Source organism: Serratia bockelmannii, assembly GCF_051803255.1.
Classification (GTDB): Bacteria; Pseudomonadota; Gammaproteobacteria; order Enterobacterales; family Enterobacteriaceae; genus Serratia; species Serratia bockelmannii.
The window spans coordinates 3,052,700-3,068,123 of record NZ_CP196512.1; the positions used below are offsets into that span (position 1 = coordinate 3,052,700).

General features: G+C 61.0%; 18 protein-coding genes and 1 pseudogene. 8 read left to right on the forward strand and 11 right to left on the reverse strand.

Annotation, left to right across the window (positions count from 1 at the left end):
- Positions 1–5: 5 nt before the first annotated feature.
- From fliM to sra, 7 genes are all read left to right on the forward strand, one after another.
- Complete coding sequence (gene fliM, locus ACSJLU_RS14585; RefSeq protein ID WP_025303254.1) at positions 6–1,010, forward strand: flagellar motor switch protein FliM; 1,005 nt, start codon at positions 6–8, stop codon at positions 1,008–1,010.
- Positions 1,003–1,419 carry a flagellar motor switch protein FliN gene (fliN, locus tag ACSJLU_RS14590; protein ID WP_342096354.1) on the forward strand — a complete coding sequence of 139 codons (417 nt, stop codon included), beginning with the start codon at positions 1,003–1,005 and terminating at the stop codon, positions 1,417–1,419. Before fliM ends, fliN begins: the two co-directional genes overlap by 8 nt.
- Positions 1,419–1,823, forward strand: coding sequence for a flagellar biosynthetic protein FliO (gene fliO, locus ACSJLU_RS14595; RefSeq protein ID WP_025303256.1), 405 nt, complete (start codon positions 1,419–1,421; stop codon positions 1,821–1,823). Before fliN ends, fliO begins: the two co-directional genes overlap by 1 nt.
- Positions 1,820–2,581, forward strand: a complete 762-nt coding sequence (gene fliP, locus ACSJLU_RS14600; RefSeq protein ID WP_025303257.1) for a flagellar type III secretion system pore protein FliP — start codon at positions 1,820–1,822, stop codon at positions 2,579–2,581. The genes fliO and fliP overlap by 4 nt, the downstream gene beginning before the upstream one ends.
- A gap of 21 nt (positions 2,582–2,602) precedes the next feature.
- On the forward strand, positions 2,603–2,872 hold the full coding sequence (gene fliQ / locus ACSJLU_RS14605) for a flagellar biosynthesis protein FliQ (protein ID WP_004934803.1): 270 nt from the start codon (positions 2,603–2,605) through the stop codon (positions 2,870–2,872).
- 2 nt (positions 2,873–2,874) lie between these two features.
- Positions 2,875–3,657: a flagellar biosynthetic protein FliR gene (gene fliR / locus ACSJLU_RS14610; RefSeq protein WP_043138626.1), complete on the forward strand. Its 783-nt coding sequence runs from the start codon at positions 2,875–2,877 to the stop codon at positions 3,655–3,657.
- A 356-nt stretch (positions 3,658–4,013) separates the two neighbouring features.
- A complete protein-coding gene (sra, locus tag ACSJLU_RS14615; protein ID WP_087763075.1) occupies positions 4,014–4,148 on the forward strand; it encodes a stationary-phase-induced ribosome-associated protein in 135 nt (44 codons plus the stop codon).
- A gap of 272 nt (positions 4,149–4,420) precedes the next feature.
- Here the strand turns inward: sra and flgL are convergent, their stop codons facing one another.
- The 11 genes and pseudogenes from flgL to flgB all read right to left on the reverse strand — a co-directional run bounded on the left by flgL (position 4,421) and on the right by flgB (position 14,573).
- On the reverse strand, positions 4,421–5,380 hold the full coding sequence (gene flgL, locus ACSJLU_RS14620; RefSeq protein WP_016927302.1) for a flagellar hook-associated protein FlgL: 960 nt from the start codon (positions 5,378–5,380) through the stop codon (positions 4,421–4,423).
- A gap of 59 nt (positions 5,381–5,439) precedes the next feature.
- Positions 5,440–7,089 (reverse strand): flagellar hook-associated protein FlgK, encoded by a 1,650-nt coding sequence (gene flgK / locus ACSJLU_RS14625; RefSeq protein WP_033643519.1) that lies wholly within the window; start codon positions 7,087–7,089, stop codon positions 5,440–5,442.
- 284 nt (positions 7,090–7,373) lie between these two features.
- On the reverse strand, positions 7,374–8,318 hold the full coding sequence (gene flgJ / locus ACSJLU_RS14630; RefSeq protein WP_004934815.1) for a flagellar assembly peptidoglycan hydrolase FlgJ: 945 nt from the start codon (positions 8,316–8,318) through the stop codon (positions 7,374–7,376).
- On the reverse strand, positions 8,318–9,418 hold the full coding sequence (locus tag ACSJLU_RS14635) for a flagellar basal body P-ring protein FlgI (protein ID WP_004934816.1): 1,101 nt from the start codon (positions 9,416–9,418) through the stop codon (positions 8,318–8,320). Before ACSJLU_RS14635 ends, flgJ begins: the two co-directional genes overlap by 1 nt.
- Before the next feature lie 10 nt (positions 9,419–9,428).
- Complete coding sequence (gene flgH / locus ACSJLU_RS14640; RefSeq protein ID WP_380825259.1) at positions 9,429–10,130, reverse strand: flagellar basal body L-ring protein FlgH; 702 nt, start codon at positions 10,128–10,130, stop codon at positions 9,429–9,431.
- An 83-nt stretch (positions 10,131–10,213) separates the two neighbouring features.
- The gene (flgG, locus tag ACSJLU_RS14645) at positions 10,214–10,996 is read right to left on the reverse strand and encodes a flagellar basal-body rod protein FlgG (protein ID WP_004934819.1); all 783 of its coding nucleotides are present in this window, start codon (positions 10,994–10,996) and stop codon (positions 10,214–10,216) included.
- 18 nt (positions 10,997–11,014) lie between these two features.
- A pseudogene (locus ACSJLU_RS14650) lies at positions 11,015–11,769 on the reverse strand (flagellar basal body rod protein FlgF).
- A gap of 12 nt (positions 11,770–11,781) precedes the next feature.
- Positions 11,782–13,005 (reverse strand): flagellar hook protein FlgE, encoded by a 1,224-nt coding sequence (gene flgE / locus ACSJLU_RS14655; protein WP_025303262.1) that lies wholly within the window; start codon positions 13,003–13,005, stop codon positions 11,782–11,784.
- Positions 13,006–13,059: 54 nt separating this feature from the next.
- Complete coding sequence (flgD, locus tag ACSJLU_RS14660) at positions 13,060–13,737, reverse strand: flagellar hook assembly protein FlgD (protein WP_016927297.1); 678 nt, start codon at positions 13,735–13,737, stop codon at positions 13,060–13,062.
- Between the two features lie 12 nt (positions 13,738–13,749).
- Positions 13,750–14,154, reverse strand: a complete 405-nt coding sequence (gene flgC, locus ACSJLU_RS14665) for a flagellar basal body rod protein FlgC (RefSeq protein ID WP_004934826.1) — start codon at positions 14,152–14,154, stop codon at positions 13,750–13,752.
- A 5-nt stretch (positions 14,155–14,159) separates the two neighbouring features.
- Entirely contained in the window at positions 14,160–14,573 is a 414-nt protein-coding gene (gene flgB, locus ACSJLU_RS14670) for a flagellar basal body rod protein FlgB (RefSeq protein WP_025303263.1), read from the reverse strand.
- A gap of 160 nt (positions 14,574–14,733) precedes the next feature.
- On the opposite strand from flgB, the gene flgA reads away from it, so the two are divergent.
- Entirely contained in the window at positions 14,734–15,387 is a 654-nt protein-coding gene (gene flgA, locus ACSJLU_RS14675; protein WP_025303264.1) for a flagellar basal body P-ring formation chaperone FlgA, read from the forward strand.
- Positions 15,388–15,424: the final 37 nt, after the last annotated feature.

Sequence of the window (15,424 nt, forward strand, 5' to 3'; positions counted from 1 at the left end):
TCACTATGGGCGATAGCATTCTTTCACAGGCAGAGATCGACGCCTTGCTCAACGGCGACAGCGCGGGTGATGAACCCGAAGCGATAGTCGGCAAAGAGAGCGAGGTCAAGCCTTACGATCCGAACACCCAGCGCCGCGTGGTGCGCGAGCGTCTGCACGCGCTGGAAATCATCAACGAACGTTTTGCCCGGCAGTTCCGCATGGGGTTGTTCAACCTGCTGCGCCGCAGCCCGGACATTACCGTCGGCCCGATCAAAATCCAGCCGTATCACGAGTTCGCCCGCAACCTGCCGGTGCCGACCAACCTGAACCTGGTGCATCTGAATCCGCTGCGCGGCACTGCCCTGTTCGTGTTCGCGCCGAGTCTGGTGTTCATCGCCGTCGACAACCTGTTCGGCGGCGACGGCCGCTTCCCGACCAAAGTCGAAGGCCGCGAATTCACCCCGACCGAACAGCGGGTGATCAAACGCATGCTGCGCCTGGCGCTGGACGCCTATGGCGACGCCTGGAGCGCCATTTACAAGATCGACGTGGAATACGTGCGCGCCGAAATGCAGGTGAAGTTCACCAACATCACCACCTCGCCGAACGACATCGTGGTCACCACGCCGTTCCAGGTGGAGATCGGCGCGCTGACCGGCGAGTTCAACATCTGCATTCCGTTCGCGATGATCGAACCGCTGCGCGAGCTGTTGACCAACCCGCCGCTGGAAAATTCGCGGCAGGAAGACAGCCACTGGCGCGAAACGCTGGTGAAGCAGGTGCAGCACTCCGAACTGGAGCTGATCGCCAACTTCGTCGATATCCCGATGCGGCTGTCGAAAGTCCTGAAGCTGCAACCGGGCGATGTATTACCGATAGACAAGCCGGAACGCCTGATCGCCCATGTGGACGGCGTACCGGTTCTGACCAGCCAATACGGCACGTTAAACGGGCAATATGCCCTGCGTGTTGAACATTTGATTAACCCTATTTTGAATGCTCTGAGTGAGGAACAGCCCAATGAGTGATCCTAAGCAACCGTCTGGCGAAGGAAAGGAATCCGTAGACGATCTGTGGGCTGATGCGTTTAACGAGCAGCAGTCGACAGTGAAATCCGGCGCGAGCACCGAAGGGGTGTTCAAGTCGCTGGAAGCTCAGGATGCGCTCGGCAGCCTGCAGGATATCGACCTGATCCTGGATATTCCGGTCAAGCTGACCGTGGAACTGGGGCGCACCAAGATGACCATCAAAGAGCTGCTGCGCCTGTCGCAAGGCTCGGTGGTGGCGCTGGACGGCCTGGCCGGCGAGCCGCTGGACATCCTGATCAACGGTTACCTGATCGCACAAGGTGAAGTGGTAGTGGTGGCCGACAAGTTCGGCGTGCGCATCACCGACATTATCACCCCATCCGAACGCATGCGTCGACTGAGCCGCTGATGACCGTTGCGGCGCCCGTAACCGTTCAAAGCAGCCAATCCCCCGCCGCGCCGGCCCTGCCGGCCGGTTCGGTGTTGATGCAGGTCAGCAGCGCGCTCGGCGGCATTCTGCTGCTGATCCTGCTGGCCGGTTGGCTGTTCCGTCGGCTGGGTTTCGCCCCGCAGGCGCGCAACAACAAACTGCTCAACCTGCGCGCCAGTTGCCAGGTCGGGCAGCGCGAGCGCGTGGTGGTGGTGGAAGTCGATGACACCTTGCTGGTACTGGGCGTCACCGCCCAGCAGATCACCCCGCTGCACACCCTGCCCGCCCCGCCGAAAGACGAGGGCGCGGCCGACGTGGCGACGCCGGCGGACTTCCGCCAACTGATGCAAAAAGTTCTGAAACGCCCGGAAAAATCGGCATGACCTCGACTCTTCATACCCTCGTCCGCCGTCCGGCGGTTTGGCTCCCTGCCGCCCTGCTGTTCATCAGCCCGGCGGCTTTGGCACAACTGCCGGGGCTGATCAGTCAGCCGCTGGCCAACGGCGGCCAAAGCTGGTCGCTGCCGGTGCAGACGCTGGTTCTGTTGACCTCGCTGACCTTCCTGCCGGCCATGCTGCTGATGATGACCAGCTTCACCCGCATCATCATCGTGCTCGGCCTGCTGCGCAACGCGCTGGGCACGCCGTCGGCGCCGCCGAACCAGGTGATGCTGGGGCTGGCGTTGTTCCTGACCTTCTTCATCATGTCGCCGGTGTTCGACAAGGTTTATCAGGATGCCTACCTGCCGTTCAGCCAGGACAAAATCGGGCTGGAAGTCGCGCTGGATAAAGGCGCGCAGCCACTGCGCGAATTCATGCTGCGCCAAACGCGCGAAACCGATCTCGCGCTGTACGCCAGATTGGCCAATCAGCCGCCGCTGGCCGGCCCGGAGGCGGTGCCGATGCGCATCCTGCTGCCCGCCTACGTCACCAGCGAACTGAAAACCGCCTTCCAGATCGGCTTTACGGTGTTCATTCCGTTCCTGATTATCGACCTGGTGGTCGCCAGCGTGCTGATGGCGCTGGGGATGATGATGGTGCCGCCCGCCACCATCTCGCTGCCGTTCAAGCTGATGCTGTTCGTGCTGGTCGATGGCTGGCAGCTGCTGCTCGGCTCGCTGGCGCAGAGCTTCTATTCGTAACCCCTGACCGGAGAACGCGAGATGACACCTGAATCGGTTATGGCGCTCGGCACCGAAGCGATGAAAGTCGCGCTGGCGCTGGCCGCCCCGCTGCTGCTGGCGGCGCTGATCAGCGGCCTGGTCGTCAGCCTGCTGCAGGCCGCCACCCAGATCAACGAAATGACGCTGTCGTTCATCCCTAAAATTCTGGCGGTGGTGGCCACCATCATCATCGCCGGTCCCTGGATGTTGAATCTGTTGCTGGACTACATGCGCACTCTGTTCAGCAACCTGCCCACCCTGATCGGCTGACCGTGCTCACCTTCGACAGCGCCCAGCTCACCGTCTGGCTCAGCCACTATTTTTGGCCGCTGCTGCGCATTCTGGCGCTGATCAGCACCGCGCCGATATTCAGCGAAAAACAAATCAGCAAAAAGGTCAAAATCGGCCTTGGCGGGCTGATCGTCATCCTGATCGCGCCGACGCTGCCCGCCAGCAATATCCCGATCTTCTCCGCCGCCGGCCTGTGGCTGGCGGTTCAACAGATTCTGATCGGCGTGGCGCTGGGATTGACCATGCAGTTCGCCTTCGCGGCGGTGCGCCTGGCGGGCGAAGTGATCGGCATGCAGATGGGTCTGTCGTTCGCCACCTTCTTCGATCCCAGCGGCGGCCCGAACATGCCGGTGCTGGCGCGCCTGCTCAACCTGCTGGCGATGCTGCTGTTCCTCAGCTTCGACGGCCATCTGTGGCTGATTTCACTGCTGGCGGACAGCTTCCATACCCTACCTATCCAAACGCAGCCGCTGAACGGCAACGGCTTCCTGGTGTTGACCCAGGTTGGCTCGCTGATTTTCATCAACGGCATGATGCTGGCGCTGCCGCTGATCTGCCTGCTGTTGACGCTGAACATGGCGCTCGGCCTGCTCAATCGCATGACCCCGCAGCTGTCGGTCTTCGTGATCGGTTTCCCGGTCACCATGACCTTCGGCATCATGACGCTGGGTATGATGATGCCGATGCTGGCGCCGTTCTGTGAACATCTGTTCGGTGAAATCTTCGATCGACTGGCGGCGGTAATCGGCGGCATGACCTTCTAAGCCCCTGCAACGCCCCTCCCTTTCCCCCTTATCTGCCTGAGACAAAATGGCAATAAAAACGCTTTCTTGGGACAAAAGCCTGAGAAACGCCTTTTATCCGGATTAAGGTTCAAATGTCTCCGGCGGCTTGAATAAATAAAACCCCGACCTAGAATAGACCCGGCAACAGAAATATCGCTTGTACCACGCTAGTCATCAGCGGCGATAAAAACGCTGACTCCCAATTGGAAATAAAAAATAACGCAGTCACGCAGGGTAAAATGCGCGACAGATAACTTACACCCTGAATAAATGCGTCCGGCGCCTACCGGCTGCAGGGCGCAGCATCGACCTTTGCTAACCACAGGAGCGAGTTCATGATTAAAGCGAAAAGCAACCGCAAAGCACGCCGGTTATTCGGTCTGACCCACTGGAAAAGCAACAAGTTTAGAGTTTCGTTTACCGAGACGGCCGACGGCGGAAAATGGAAAGTGGAGAAGAAAAAGAAATAGCAGCGCTATTTATCGTCAGGGAAATAATATCCATCGCGATTCTTCCACCGCTGATTTCAATAATGCCATTGCGCATTAAACAGGGGTGACAATCGTATTATTTCTTTCCTGATGAAAAAAAGGCGCGTCACTCAGTCAGTAGTGGGAGAACGAGCGACGCGCCAAACGAGTGCACCCGGTTTCAAGAAGCCTCCCTCCCCGCGAGGCGGAGAAGGCATTTTCTAAGCGCACTAAAGGGAAACCCGTCGCGGTCAGGCAACGGGGTATTGCTCTTAACGATTCATCTGGAACAGCGACATGCCCTGCATATCGCTGAAGGTTTTATACGACGCCTGCAGCGCTGCCTGCTGCATGAAATAAGACGAGATAGACTCGGCCAGATCGGCATCCGTCAACGCGCTCATCTGGATCTGGTTGGTCATGTCACGCTCTTTACCGATGCTGTCCAGCTGATCCATTTCCTGCAGCTGACTGCCCAGCTCGGCGCGCACGCTCAACACGTTGTTGTAGGAGTTGTCCAGACCGCGGTTGGCTTTCGCCAAGGCATCGTTCACCTGCTGCTTGGTGGCCTCGTCGGCGCCCTGCAGCGGGGTTTTCAACGCGTTCAGCGCAATATCGATGCTCTCGAATACGTTGCTGACCGGCGCGCTGCCGTCCGGCTCGGGCTTCGGATTGCTGGTCAACGACATGAACACCGCGTTGCCGGTATGGCCGATGGTCATGGTGCGGTTGGCGTCCACTTTCTGCTGAACCGTCTTGTCCCCGCCCTGATAACTGACGGTGCCGCCGTTATCGACGAACGGCGCCTTGTCGTTCACATATCCGCCGAACATATAGCGGCCGTTGCCGTCGGTGCTGTTGGCCTGGTTCAGCAGCTGATCTTTCAGCCCCTGCAGCTGGGTGGCCAGCGACTGGCGATCGTTATCGCTTTCGGTGCCGCCGGCGTTGACGATCAGCGCCTTCATATCCGCGATGGTGGAGGTCGCGCCGGCCAATACCGTTTCTTCCATCGACACGTTCTGACGAGCGAAGGTGCGCGCCAGGGTGTACTGGCTGTTTTCCGCCTGCGACTGCGACAACATCACCGCGCGCGACGCCGCCAGCGGATCGTCGGACGGGTTGATCACCCGCTTGCCCGAGGAAAGCTGCTCGGCCGCCTTCATGAACAGCGACTGGTTGCCCGTGATGCCGTTCATGTTCTGTTGGTACATCATGCTGGTGCTCATACGCATGCTGTGGGTTCCTTACTCTGAGCGACCGGCGCCGTTATCGGCGCCGATTAACAATGAAATCAACGAATGTTCAGCAGCGCGTCGAACAGCGAGCTGGCGGTCTGAATCACCTGCGCGTTGGCCATGTAGTACTGCTGAAAACGCAGCAGTTCACCGTACTCTTCGTCAAGGTTGACGCCGGACATCGACTGCTGTTGCGCGCCCAGCTGCGTGACGATTTTGGCCTGCGAGGTAGCGATGGCCTTGGCGGCGGCGGTCTGGTTGCCGACGCCGCTGACGATGCCGGCGTAAGCGCCGCTCAGGGTCGCCTTGCCGTCCACCAGGTTTTTGGTTTGCAGATCCAGCAGCTTCTTGGCGTTCTCGTTATCGCCGCGGCCGCTGTCGTCTTTACCGGCGGCGGCGATCTTGGACGAATCGGTGATGGCCACTTTCAGGTTGCCCGCCACGTCGCTGACCGGCTTCACGGTGAAGCTGTCTTTGGCCTGCGCATTGCCGTCGATGCTCACTTCCAACCCGTCGAAGTTCAGCGTCGGTTTGCCGTCGGCGCTGGTGCCCGGCGTGGCGTTGACTTTCACATTGTCCGGCAGGCGGCTGACCTGCCAGTTGCTGCCGTCGAACTCAACGCGATAATCGTTAGCCTTCACCTTGCCGGTATCGGTGTAAGAAACCGACAGCGACGCGTCGCCGGTGTTGCGGGTGTTATCCACCACCCGGCCGCCGCTGAAGCTGAAGAAGTCGCCGCCTGCGTCACCGTTCAGATCGAAGCCGGCGCGATGCTGTTGGTTAAAGCTGTCCGCCATCGCCAGCGCCAACTGGCCCAGCTGATTGCGCACGCCGTCCAGCGTTTCGCTGCGGAATTTCAGCACGCCGCTCAGCGTGCCGCTGGTGATCTGGCCTTCCGGCACTTCGCTGGCGCCGTTGCCGCGGTTATAGCCGATAGTCAGACGGGAAGGATCGCTGCTGGAAGGCACGGCTTCCACCTGATACGTATTGCTGCCCTGCACCAGCGTCAAGCCGTTGGCGAAGGAGACGGTATAGGCGTCGCCGTCCTGTTGCGTGACCTGTACGCCCACCAGCTGGTTCAATTCGGTGACCAGCTGATCGCGCTGATCCAGCAACGCATTTGGCTCGCCGCCGGCGCTGCCGCGCAAACGGGTGATCTCATCGTTCAGCTTGGCGATCTGTTGGCCGTAGCTGTTGATCTGCTGCGCCGTATCGCTGATCTGCTGATTAACGCCGTTGTCCATGTCGCGCAGGAATTTATCGGTGTTGTTGAACTGGTTCACCAGACCGTTGGCCTTGCCCAGCACCGTCTGGCGCGCGGCGTCGTCACCGGCGTTGCTCACCAGGTTCTGCAGGTTGGTAAAGAAATCCTGCATGTTGGTCGACAGCGGGTTGGTCTTGCTCGCCAACAGATTGTCGATCTGCGAAATCTTCTCGTAATAGGCGTTCTGCGCCCCGAACGCGCTTTGTGCGCCGCGCAGCTGGTTGGTGATGAACTGGTTGTACTCGCGGTTAACGCTGGTGACGGTCACGCCGTTGCCGATAAAGCCGCTCATGGTGGCCATGCCGCCGTTCTGCGCCAGGATCGCGGTCTGGCGGTTGTAGCCCGCCACGTTGTAGTTGGAGATGTTGTTGCTGACGGTACTGAGCGCCACCTGAGCCGCATTCAGCCCGCTCATCGCGGTATTGATTAAGCTATTGGACATCGGAATTCCTTATGCTGCGGCGCCGGTGGCCCACAGGGTTCTTAATTGAGCTGCTGAGCCTGTTCGCTCAGCCTGTTTCGGTTATCGGCCAAAATGAGAAGAACTTGAGGAAAAAAAGCGGCAACGCGGTCAGCATCCAGCTAGCCTTCGTTACCGCCTATCCCCTAAATAATTGGCGTCGCAGCAAGGCGACAAGCAAGGGCGTCCCGAGCGCTTGGTTAAGCCAAGTGACCGGGGCGAGCTTGTGCAGTCAACGCCGCTGCGGCGTCAAGAATGACGGGGATTTAGAACAAATCTTTCAGATCGTGGGTGTAAGCTTTCACCGCCTGTTCCCCCGCGCTCTTCATCTGCTGAATCACGCTGACCAGTTTGCTGGCGTACTGCGGATCGGTGGCGTACCCGGCGCGTTGCAGCGCATGCGCCGCCTGCTCCGGGCTGCGCGCGGCGGCCACGTCGGCATAGCGCGGGTTGTTGGTCAGCAGTTTGACGTAGTCGGCAATCGCTTCGACATACGACCCGTAGACGCGGAACTTCGCCTTCACCTTCTTCGCCGCGCCCTGTTCGAACTCGGTGGTGGTGATCTCCGTCACCGGCCCGTTCCAGCTGCCGCCGGCCTTGATGCCGAACAGGTTGTAGCTCGGCGTGCCGTCTGAGGTCGGGATCTCGCGCTGCCCCCAGCCGGACTCCAGCGCCGCCTGCGCGACGATCAGCTGATGCGGAATGCCGCTCTGCTGGCTGGCGACCTTCGCCGGGATCGACAGGCGAGCGACGAAGTTGCCGTTGTTGAGCGACAGTGGCGCGGCGGCCGGCGGGGCTTTCGGCATCGCGCGGCGCACCATCTGCTCCAGCGCCTGGTTCGGCAGCGTTTGCAGCACCTCGTTGTCCAGCGCCATCGGCGACAGGCCCGCCGTTTCACTCGGCACCGCGTTGGCGTTGCTCATCTGCTTGACCATCATGTCGGCCAGCCCCAGCCCTTTTTGCGACATCTGCTGGGCGATTTGCTGGTCGTACATCGAGGTATAGAGCCGCGTTTGATCGCTGCTCAATACCCCGTCCTGCGGCAAGGCGGATCGCATGCTTTTCAGCATCATCTGCACGAACATGCCTTCTACCTGCTGGGCCACCTGCTTGAGGTTGCCCTGCGGGTCGGCCGCCGCATCGCGCTTCAGACCGTTCAGCGCCTGGGCGTCATAGGCCGCACCCGACATTGCCATCAGATCGCCGGCCATCAGATGATTTCCAGCTTGGCGCGCAGGCAGCCGGCGCTCTGCATCGCCTGCAGGATCGACATCAGATCGATCGGCGTGGCGCCCAGCGCGTTCAGCGCGCGAATGACGTTGTTCAGGTTGGCGCTGGCGTTCACCTTCTGCAGCGATCCGCCCTGCTGTTGCACCGAGATCTGGGTGTTTGGCGTCACCACCGTCTGGCCGCCGCCGAACGGCGTCGTCGGTTGGCTGACGGTGTTCTGCCGATCGACCACCACCGACAGGTTGCCCTGGGCGACGGCGCAGGAATCGAGGATCACATCGCGGTTCATCACCACCGACCCGGTGCGCGAGTTGATGATCACTTTGGCGTCCATCGCGCCGACGTTGACGGTGATGTTTTGAATCTCCGCCAGGAAACGCACCTGAGAGCTGTTGCCCTGCGGCACCAGCACCTGGATCGTGCGGGCGTCGAGCGGCGTCGCGGTGCCACCGCCGCGTTGGCGGTTGATGGCGTCGCTGATCTGCTGCGCCAGCGTGAAGTCTTCGTCGTTCAGCTGCAGGTTGAGTACGCCGCCGCTGCCGAAGGTGGTCGGCAGCTCGCGCTCAATGGTGGCGCCGTTGCTGATGCGCCCGCCCGCCAGCTGGTTGACCTGCACGCTGCTGCCGCCGGCCGCCGCGCCCGCGCCGCCGACCAGCACGTTGCCCTGCGCCAGCGCATAGACCTGGTTATCCACGCCTTTGAGCGGCGTCATCAGCAAGGTGCCGCCGCGCAGGCTCTTGGCGTTGCCCATCGATGAAACCACCACGTCGATGTTCTGCCCGGCGCGCGAGAACGGCGGCAGTTTGGCGGTCACCATCACCGCCGCCACGTTTTTCAGCTGCATGTTGGTGCCTGGCGGCACGGTGATGCCCAGCTGCGACAGCATGTTGCTCAGGCTTTGGGTGGTGAACGGCGTCTGCATGGTCTGGTCGCCGGAACCGTCCAGCCCCACCACCAGGCCGTAGCCGATCAGGGCGTTGTCTCGCACGCCCTGCACCGTCACCAGATCGCGGATGCGCTCCGCCGCCGCCGGCAAGCACACCAGCCCGACGCACAGCGCGATAAACCATTTTTTCAGCATCAGTCAATCCTTAGAACGGTGAAACATTTAAGAAGAAGCGCTGCAGCCAGCCCATGGTCTGCGCTTCGTTGATATAGCCATTGCCGACGTATTCGATACGCGTGTCCGCCACCTGCGTCGAGGTGACCGAGTTGTTGCCGCTGATGGTGCGCGGGTTAACGACGCCGGAGAAGCGAATGAATTCGGTGCCCTGGTTGATGGCGATCTGCTTTTCCCCCACCACGTGCAGGTTGCCGTTGGCCAGCACCTGGTTGACCGTCACCGTAATGGTGCCGTTGAAGGTGTTGTTGGCGTTGGCGCCGCCCTTGCCACCGAAGGTGCTGTCGCCGGAAATGTCCATATCGGCGCGCGCATTGCCCAACAGACCGTCGAGGTAACGCGGCGAGGTGGCGACGCCGAACTTGCTGGCGCCGTTGCGGCTGGCGTTGGCGGAAGAGCTCTTGCTGGCGCTGACGTTTTCCTGCAGCACGATGGTCAGGGTGTCACCGACGTTGCGCGGACGGCGGTCTTCGAACAGCGGCTGATAGCCGTAGTTCATCGGCTGCACCGTCTGGAAGATCGAGCCGTTCGGCATCGGCGCGCTGGCCGGCGCGGGCTGCGCCGTGGTCGCACCGTCCACCAGCGGTTTATGCGGAATATAAGCGCAGCCGCTCAGCGTCAGCATCACCATTCCCGCCAGCCAGCGTTGTCCCTGCCGCGGCAGGATTGCCATCGAATATGTGGTTACCACGGGTATCGCCTTTGTTTCACGAAAGAGAATGACGGGCGCGGCAAGCCGGGCCCGTCAATGACAGATTACAGTTGTGTCAGCTTTTGCAGCATCTGATCGGAAGTCGAAACCGCTTTGCTGTTGATCTCGTAAGCGCGCTGAGTCTGGATCATGTTGACCAGCTCTTCCGCCACGTTAACGTTGGAGGTCTCCACGTAGCCCTGATACAGCAGACCGGCGCCGTTCAGCCCCGGCGTGCTCTCGTTCGGCGCGCCCGAGCTTTCGGTTTCCTGATACAGGTTCTCGCCCACGCTCTCCAGACCGCTGTCGTTGACAAAGGTCGTCAGCGTCAGTTGACCCACCTGCTGGGCGGCGGTTTGCCCCTGCTGGGTGACGCTGACGATGCCGTCGCGGCCGACGGTGATGGACAGCGCGTTCGCCGGAATGGTGATCGCCGGCTGCACCTGGAAACCGCTGGATGTGACCAGCTGGCCGTTCTGATCGATCTGGAACGAGCCGTCGCGCGTGTAGGCCTGGGTGCCGTCCGGCAGCATCACCTGGAAGAACCCCTGCCCCTTGATGGCGACGTCTTTACTGTTGTTGGTCTGCGACAGGTTGCCCTGGCTGTGCAGACGCTCGGTCGCCACCGGGCGCACGCCGGTGCCGATCTGCAGACCGGAAGGCAGCGTGGTCTGCTCGGAGGACTGTGCCCCCGGCTGACGCATGGTCTGGTACAGCAGATCTTCAAATACCGCACGCTGGCGTTTGAAGCCGTTGGTGCTGACGTTCGCCAGGTTGTTGGCGATCACGTCCATGTTGGTCTGCTGCGCGTCCAGACCGGTTTTGGCAATCCATAAGGATGGAATCATCGGTTATTTCCTTGCTGCTTAACTCATTGAGAGCAGTGAGTTGGCACGCTGTTCGTTTTCATCCACGCTGTGGATGACTTTCATTTGCATTTCAAAACGGCGGGCGTTGGCGATCATGTCGACCATGGTCTCCATCGGCTTGACGTTGCTGCCCTCCAGCACGCCCGGCATCACCCGCACCTGCGGATCGTTTTGCAACTGATTGCCGCGCTGCTGTTGAGTTTCCGGCGTCAGGCGGAACAGCCCGTCGTCACCGCGCATCACTTCGCGCGCATCGGCTTTCACCAGCTTCAGACGGCCGATCTGCGCGATGGTGTTCGGCGGATCGCCGGCGTTCAGCGCCGAAATGGTACCGTCGGCCGCGATGGTGATCTCCGCCGACGGCGGCACCTCGATCGGGCCGCCGTCACCCATCACCGGCAATCCCTGCACCGTCAACTGCCCGGTGGAGGAGATCTGAATGTTGCCGTTGCGGGTATAGGCTTCCCCCCACCCGGCAGGCTCACCGCCAGGAAACCGTCCTGCTGCAGCGCCACGTCCAGCGGACGCGCTGTGTAGTTCAGCGCCCCCTGGCTCATATCGGCGCCCGGCGTCGACGCGGTCACCAAGGTGCGCGTCGCCATGCTCGGCCCGTCGACCGGCACCGCGCGCAATGCGGCGAGCTGGGCGCGAAAGCCCGGCGTCGACGCATTGGCCAGGTTGTTGGCGGTAATGGACTGCTGTTCCAGCGTTTGGCGCGCCGCGCCCATCGCGGTATAAATCGCGTGATCCATAACTCGGCCTTATTAGCGCAGGCTAACCAACGTCTGCAGGATGGAGTCCTGCGTCTTGATGGTCTGGGCGTTGGACTGGTAGTTACGCTGTGCGACGATCATGTTCACCAGCTCCTGGCTCAGATCGACGTTGGAAGACTCCAGCGCGCCGCTGGTCAGCTTACCGAAGCCGCCGCCGCCCGACAGACCAACGCGCGGCTGACCGGACGCACCGGTTTCCTGCCACACGTTATCGCCCTGCGACGCCAGCCCTTCCGGGTTGGAGAAGTTGGCCATGACGATCTGGCCCAACAGCTGGGTCTGCTGGTTGGAATAGACGCCCACGATGGTGCCGTCATTGTTGATCTGGTAGCCCGTGTATTCACCGGCGGCATAACCGTCCTGCGATACCTTGCTCACCGAGTCGCTGCTCACGTTCTGCTGCATGCTGCCGGCGAAGCTCAGGGTAAAGTTTTGCGCCGGAGCACCATCTTTGGCGGTCATCGGGATCACCATGCTGAACTCGCCCGGTGCGCCGTTGGTGCTGGTGGTTTTCACCAGGTTGCCGCTGGGGCTGAACTCCATGGTGCCGGCGTCAACCGGCGCGGCGCTGCCGTCCTGGGTGTAGACCTGCCATTTATTGTCTGCTGTCTTCACAAAGTAGGCGTTGATGTTGTGCGCATTACCCAGCGAGTCGTAAGCGGTGATGGTGTTGACGTAGTTGTAGCTGTCCTGCTTGGTCGGATCGAAGGTCTTGTTCTCCGGCACTTTATGGGTGGACTTCAGGTTGGCCACCATCTCGCCGGAGGTGGACGCCTTGGCGTTCATCATACCTTCAGGAATGCTCAGCGGCACCGGGTTGGCGCCCTGCTGGATGGTCGGCGGAGAGCCGGCCGCCGGGTAGCCGGTCAGCTGTAGCCCCTGCATGTTGGTCAGGTTGCGGTTTTCGTCCAGCTTGAACTGACCGTTGCGGGTATAGAAGATGCCGCCGTCTTTATCCTGCATGCGGAAAAAACCGTTGCCGTTGATGGCCACATCCAATGAACGGCTGGTGCCGGTGGTGGTGCCACCCTTGAAGTTCTGAGTGATGCCGGACACTTTGACGCCCAGACCGACCTGTGAACCGGCGAACATATCGGCAAAGGAGACGCTGCCGGATTTGAAGCCCGCAGTCGCGGAGTTGGCGATGTTGTTACCGATCACGTCCAGGTTGGTTGCTGCCGCGTTCAAGCCGCTGACTGCCTGAGAAAAGGCCATGTTATTCTCCGAATAGTGGTCAGGCTATCGTCCGATTGAGCCTGATGCTTAGGGTTATAAGATCTGTCGCACGTCTTCCAGGGTGGCGTTGCCCGCCAGACCGAGATCCAGCTTGGCACCGTTGCCGTCGCGGATCACGCCGTTCACCAGGCCGAAGTGCAGGCTGCGCGCCACCAGTTGCTCGCCATTGCCTTTGGCGTTAATCGCCACTTTGTAGGCGCCGTCGGGTGCGGTAGAGCCGTCATCCAGCGAACCGTCCCAGGTAAAGGCATGCACACCGGCGGTCAGGCCGCCGATTTCGATGGTGCGCACCACCTGCCCACTGGCGTTGGTGATGGTAGCGGTCACCTGATCGGCGGCGCGCTCCAGTTCCACGCCGAACGGCGTCGTGCTGACCTTGCCGTCCTTGCTGCCGACCAGAATGTTATTGCCCGGCACCATCACGCCGTGGCCGATCAGCGCAGTGGCTTGCAGCGACTGGTTGCTGTTGATCTGGCCGGAGATCGACCCCAGCGTGGTGTTGAGTTTTTCGATGCCCTGCACGGTGTTGATCTGCGCTAGCTGCGAGGTCAGTTCGTTGTTCTGCATCGGATTGGTCGGATCCTGGTTTTTCAACTGCGCCACCAGCAGCGTCAGGAAACTGTTGTGCAGATCCTGGCTGTTGGTATTTTTGCTGTTGTTACCGATGACGGTGTTGTCCAACGACTCGTTCGTGGTTGCGGCGATAGCCATGGGAATCTCCGGTTACTGACCCAACGTCAGGGTTTTCATCATCATCGACTTGGTGGTGTTGAGCACCTCGACATTGGCCTGGTAGCTGCGGGAAGCGGAGATGGTGTTGACCATTTCACCCACCACGTCGACGTTCGGCATGCGCACGTAGCCCTTGGCGTCCGCCAGCGGGTTGCCCGGTTGATAGACCAGACGCTCGGGCGCCGGATCGTCCACCACCTGAGCGACGCGTACGCCGCCGGTCGGCTGCCCGGGGGCCGCCGCGACCTGGAACACCACCTGCTTGGCGCGGTAAGGCTCGCCGTCCGGGCCGGTCACGCTGTCGGCGTTGGCCATGTTGCTGGCGCTGACGTTCATGCGCTGGGATTGCGCCGATAACGCCGAGCCGGAGATATCAAAAATATTCAGTAAAGACATGCGCCTTATCCTTGTTGCAGCACGGACATCATCCCTTTGATCTGACCGTTGAGCAGCGTCAGGTCGGTCTGATATTTCAGGCTGTTATCGGCAAAGTTGGTGCGTTCGCGATCCATGTCCACCGTGTTGCCGTCCATCGACGGCTGATCCGGCACCCGGAACAGCAGATCGAGCTGCGGCGGCTGCAGGGTCTGCGCCGGGATGTGGCGCGCCGCCGTCAGGTTCAGCGACATGCCGTTGCCGCTGACGCGCCCCTGCTCCATCACTTTGTTCAATTGGCTGGCGAAATCGATATCCCGCGCCTGATAACCCGGTGTGTCTGCGTTGGCGATGTTGGCGGCCAGAATTTCCTGCCGCTGGGCGCGCAAGTTCAGCGCCTCTTGGCCAAAGCGCAGAGCCGCGTCCAGTTTGTCGAGCATGCTCCCTCCGCGAGGTTAGAATTTGGAGTCGACAGCATAAACGCCCCCCGCGCTACCCTATCGCGGGAATAAACGCAAAATGGGGCGCTATTTATCTGCTTAGCCTGCGCGCGCTGCGGGTACACTTACGCGTATCCCGATGAAGCTTGAGAAGATGACGATGAAAGGTAAAATGCTGCTGCTTATCGGCCTGCTGTGCAGTCTGAACGCGCGCGCCGACGATCTGGCGACGCAAATCGAAAGCTTCATCCAAGGCAAGTTCAGCGGCGAACCGGTACAGGTGAAAGTGCGGGTGCGCACGCCGCCGAACCAATGGCCCGCTTGCGAACTGCCGCAGCTGTCGCTGCCGCCCAACGCGCGGATCGGCGGCAACGTCAGCATTTCGGCGCGCTGTGGCCAGGAGCGGCGTTTTATCCAGACGCAGGTGCAGGTGTTTGGCCGCTATCTCGTTTCGGCGCGCGGCATCAGCGCCGGCAGCCGGTTGACGGCGGCGGATCTGACGTTGAAAGCAGGTCGGCTCGATACCCTGCCGCCGCGTGCGCTGACCGAAGCGAGCAAAGCGTTAGGTGCCGTCAGCCTGCGCAACATTAGCCCCGGTCAGCCGCTGACCCTCGCCATGCTGCGCCGCGCCTGGATTATCAAGGCCGGGCAATCGGTACAGGTCAATGCACAGGGCGAAGGATTCAGCATCAGCGGTGCGGGTAAGGCGATGAACAACGCCGCCGCCGAAGACAGCGTGCGGGTGCGCATGGCGTCCGGGCAGATCGTCAGTGGCGTGGTCGGGGACGACGGCGCGATCCGCATTACGTTATAAAAAAGTAAAGGTTCCGCAAACCTTGCCGATAAGACAA